The sequence below is a fragment of the Faecalibacterium sp. An122 genome, from assembly GCF_002160895.1.
In the GTDB taxonomy this organism is placed as follows: domain Bacteria; phylum Bacillota; class Clostridia; order Oscillospirales; family Ruminococcaceae; genus Faecalibacterium.
In genome coordinates, this window is sequence record NZ_NFLL01000053.1 from 1 (window position 1) to 4,101 (window position 4,101).

4 protein-coding genes are annotated in these 4,101 nt (G+C 53.8%); all 4 read right to left on the reverse strand.

Features of this window, described 5'->3' with window-relative positions; genetic code table 11:
- Window positions 1-254 precede the first annotated feature (254 nt).
- The 4 genes from B5E67_RS14960 to B5E67_RS14975 all read right to left on the reverse strand — a co-directional run bounded on the left by B5E67_RS14960 (window position 255) and on the right by B5E67_RS14975 (window position 3,787).
- Window positions 255-956, reverse strand: coding sequence for a hypothetical protein (locus tag B5E67_RS14960; RefSeq protein ID WP_087385883.1), 702 nt, complete (start codon window positions 954-956; stop codon window positions 255-257).
- A 75-nt stretch (window positions 957-1,031) separates the two neighbouring features.
- On the reverse strand, window positions 1,032-1,655 hold the full coding sequence (locus B5E67_RS14965) for a hypothetical protein (protein WP_087385884.1): 624 nt from the start codon (window positions 1,653-1,655) through the stop codon (window positions 1,032-1,034).
- A gap of 442 nt (window positions 1,656-2,097) precedes the next feature.
- Window positions 2,098-2,973: a GNAT family N-acetyltransferase gene (locus B5E67_RS14970; protein WP_087385885.1), complete on the reverse strand. Its 876-nt coding sequence runs from the start codon at window positions 2,971-2,973 to the stop codon at window positions 2,098-2,100.
- Window positions 2,960-3,787: an MYG1 family protein gene (locus tag B5E67_RS14975; protein ID WP_087385886.1), complete on the reverse strand. Its 828-nt coding sequence runs from the start codon at window positions 3,785-3,787 to the stop codon at window positions 2,960-2,962. Before B5E67_RS14975 ends, B5E67_RS14970 begins: the two co-directional genes overlap by 14 nt.
- Between the last annotated feature and the right edge of the window lie 314 nt (window positions 3,788-4,101).

The following is a 4,101-nucleotide window of genomic DNA, read 5'->3' on the forward strand; positions in this document are numbered from 1 at the left end:
CACAACAAACAATGCGAGGGCCAGCTCGTGAGAGCCGGCCCTCGCAGAGGGACCCTATCTTTCGTGACGCAAAAGTTCTTTTGTTTTGGTGCGATCAACAACAGAAGGAATATTGGTTAGACATTCCCCTTTGTCGTCACATCGGATGGGTGTATACCCGGGCGGTCAGGCGGTCTCACACCCAACGCCCCTTATATCACTCCCGGCCATGGTGCTGCCGGGGGTGTTATAAGTAAATGTAGGATTAGAAACTCTTACAGCTTCTTTTCAGCCACGGTCTGAGTAATGGTGTAAGCATACACATACACAGGAGTATTGGTAGCGTCAATGGTAACAGAAACCAGGCTCACATCACCAGTATAGGTGTAATTATAGTAATGATCGCCAGTCGAGGTGCTAGCCTTCTTATAAGTGGTAGCATCCAGATCATCAACAGCCTCATCAACTTTCTTAGCGATCATGTTCAGCGCAGCCTGCTCATCTTTAGCAAGCGACACAGCATCAACATACAGCTGAGTGTAGGTCTTGCCGTCCAGCTTCACGTCATCTTTGCCATCATTATCATTATCAACAAACATACGGGTATCATCAAAGAAACCGTTGCTAACACCCTGGTACAGGCCAGCATCGTTGGGAGTATTCTCAACCATACCACTCAGCTTCAGGATGGCTTCCTTCAGTTTGGTATCTTCAATGCCGTTCCGACCCACAATCTGATCGCCATACAGCTCAATAGCCTTCTTCAGAGCCGTATCCAAAGTAGAGCTGGAAGAGAAAGTGACCTTAGCATCATTGCTGACATTCTGACCATTGTTGACAGCATTGACAATAGAAGTGTTGCTAGGATCGACAACAACATTGTTATTGCTATTGCTGCTATTGTCGCCACAGCCAGCCAGCATGCTGACAGCCATCAGGCCAGCCAGAGCCAGAGAAGCAATCTTCTTGAGTTTCATAGTGAATGTATCCTCCTTATGAGTATCGAAAAGACAAGCATCTAAATAAGCTATTTTTAATTTAGGTAAACTCTCTTACTTGGTGATAGTGTGCTCAGCAGCAGTCTGAGTGATAATGTAAGCAACATAATAGTAGGTAGAACCGCCAACCTGTGCAGCAGTCACCATGCTAGCCTCACCAGTGTAGCTGTAATCATAGTACTTGTCGTCAACCTTCATGCCATCCTTCTTGGTAGTATCAACCAGATTGCCGATATAGGTATCCATATCACGGCCAGCAGTCTTCAGAACAGCCTCCTCAGTCCACAGATCGGTGCTCTTATACAGCTTCACATCGATCACAGTAACAGATGCACCGTCAACAGTAGGAACATTGGAATCATCATCAAAGAGAGTCTCGTTCTGATCCACGCCATTATACAGATACAGATACCCCTTAACATCATCCTCAGTTGCATCCTGACCAGCAGACTTCACTGCGCTAGTCAAATCGCTGTTCAGCGAAGCGCTGGACGAAAAGCTAATCTTGACCTTGTTGTCCTTATTCTGGCCATCATTGAAAGCAGAGACAATGGAAGAAGAAGTACCGGGCTCAACAACAGTGCCGTTGCCATTGCTGCTGTTGTCACCACAGCCAGCCAGCATGCTGACAGCCATCAGGCCAGCCAGTGCCAGAGAAGCAATCTTCTTGAGTTTCATAATGAATTTTTCCTCCTTATGGTGTATAAAAGATAGAGACCCAAAACAGGTTCAAAGGAAGGTCCTTTCCTTTGTGTGCCTATAATAACATACCCCCCCCGGTGTCAAGACCCGATTTCAAATTTTTTCCTTTTTGCTTTATTTTTTATAGTTTGGAAAGGTCCATCTTGGATACAAGCCGTTTTGAGGCGGGAGGAGTGGAGGAATTTTCACTGGGTTGGTCCAGGGTTTCCTTTGCAGTTTTCTCAGATGTTTCACTGTTTTCTCTCCGGCCGCTGCCGGGTGTTTATACTTTTCGGTCGAAAAGCGCCTTTCTATCCAGAGCCCCGGCGGTCTGAATTTTCAAGTATTTCAGGGCACCGCAAAAGGAGAGCCCGCAGGGCTGGGGGAAACAAAAAAGCGCCTGCACACAACATGCAGACGCTTTTATTGGCAAATTCATTTATTTCCCCCGCCGGGAAGGGGCGGGGTGATTGTATTTGTCCAGGACCTGTTCCACCTCGGCGGGGTCCAGCTGGAGGCGCACCGGTTCCGGGGCGCTGTTGCCCTTGCGCAGGGGCAGCCACCAGGTGGACAGGCCCACCCAATGGCCAAACTTATAGGCGGTGTGCTTGTTTCGGCCCACACAGACAAAGCCGAACTTCTCATGGAACCGCTCGCTGGCCGGGTTGGGGTCGGCCAGCAGGGCATAAACATTCCAGTAGCCCTGGAGTTTGAGCAGCTCCAGCAGAGCGCCGTACAGAGCCGCTCCCACCCCCGCCGAACAGGCGTCGGGGGCACAGTAGATGGTGCTCTCCACGTCCCAGGCAAAGGCCTCCCGGGGGTGATAGCGGTGGGCGCAGGCATAGCCCAGCAGATGGCCGGACCCATCCCGGGCCAAAATCAGGGGCGCCCGGGCCAAGGTGTCCTCCACCCAGGCCTCATATTCGGGCAGGGTGGACGTGGTGATCTGCAGGGTGGCGATCCGGTTGCAGACGTACCAGTTGTAGATTTCCAGAATCTCCGCCGCGTCGTCCCGGGTCGCCATGGACAGCCGGGGACGGGCATTTTCGGCCCAGGCGGCGCAGAGAGCCTCTTTTTCCGCCTTGGTCAGCTTTTTCAGGGCAGCTTCCCGCCGCAGGGCCTCCGATTTATCGGCGCACCGCTCCAGATATGCCATGCTCTCTGCCCCAAAGGCACGGGTTGCCCGGGCTCCCTGGCCGGTTTTATGGGCATGAAGCCGGGCGGCGGGGTCATTGGTCCAGCCGGTGTACAGCTGTCCGCCCTCGCATCGGACCATATAGACGTATGCGGGGGCCAGCACCTCACGCGCGGCCATTGTTTTTCAGGACCAGACGGCAGGCCGCCACGGCGGTCTGCTTGTCTTTGGCGGTAATCAGGAACCGGCTGGCATGGCAGAAGCTGATGCCGTCCAGGCCGCTGCGGGCCTCAATCACATCCTGGGTCTGGCCGGCCCAGGAGGCGGGGAAGGGCAGTTTGGGCTTTTTGGTGCGGTGATCGGTGACGCACTGGGCACTCCAGCCGCCCCGCTGGCTGGGGTAGACCACAAACAGAGCGTCGGTCTTATACAGACCGTTTTTCCAGGGCAGGTAGCAGGGCAGCACCACGATGCCGTCCTTGGAGGCGGCATAGGCGGCCCGGACCTTTTCGTCCGCCCGGTTGACGGCGTTGGCAGACTCGATCTGGCGGGTCAAAATCTGTTTGGCCACCGCCACCGCCTCAAAGAACCGTTCATCCGAGCTGTCGGGGGAGTCCCAGGTGGGGTTAAAGAAGCCGATGGCATCGCAGAGGCTGTTCTGTTCGCCGGTATTATCGTTGAGGTCGAGGGGCTGAATGAAATTCTCATCGATGAGGCGGGCCTGACGCTCACCCACCAGGCCGGGGCCCAGCATCCGCCACAGCAGGCCGAATGCCGCATAGGGCACGCCGTTGGCCCGGGTTTCCCGGGGTTCGCGGTGATGGTCAAACATACCGTCTCCGATATCGTAGACGATGCCGTCAAAGCCATCCGGCACCACAAAGCCCCGTGTCACCTTGATATCGGGGCGCAGAATCTGCAAAAGAGCGGTGGCAAACACATCATCGGCATGGAATTTGCCGGCATGAGTGAAACCGCGGGCTGGAATTTTCATAGGAGCACCTCTTGATCTCTGAAGCTGTTTTCGTATCAGTATACCACACTTTCCCGCCTTCCGCACCCGCTTTCTCCGCTTTTTTGAAAAAAAGCTTGGCAGCGGCGGCGACCGCATCCGGTGGATGAAACAGGGAGCCGCCGCTGGCGCAGCGCTCCAATTTTCGCAAGGGCATTCATGCCCGCAGAGAAAATTGGCTAGGGTGTATCTGAGAAGTCGGCTCATATGTGCAAAATGGAGAAAATGACAGCAGAAGCAGCAAGGAAAAGAAAAGCCTGAAAAGAATCCGCTCTCTTATCATAGCGGGTAGCGAT

What these genes read in the sequence shown, in the direction of transcription:
- B5E67_RS14965 (WP_087385884.1), bottom strand. Translation starts at nt 1,655, where the DNA reads ATGAAACTCAAGAAGATTGCTTCTCTGGCACTGGCTGGCCTGATGGCT.
- B5E67_RS14960 (WP_087385883.1), bottom strand. Translation starts at nt 956, where the DNA reads ATGAAACTCAAGAAGATTGCTTCTCTGGCTCTGGCTGGCCTGATGGCT.
- B5E67_RS14975 (WP_087385886.1), bottom strand. Translation starts at nt 3,787, where the DNA reads ATGAAAATTCCAGCCCGCGGTTTCACTCATGCCGGCAAATTCCATGCC.
- B5E67_RS14970 (WP_087385885.1), bottom strand. Translation starts at nt 2,973, where the DNA reads ATGGCCGCGCGTGAGGTGCTGGCCCCCGCATACGTCTATATGGTCCGA.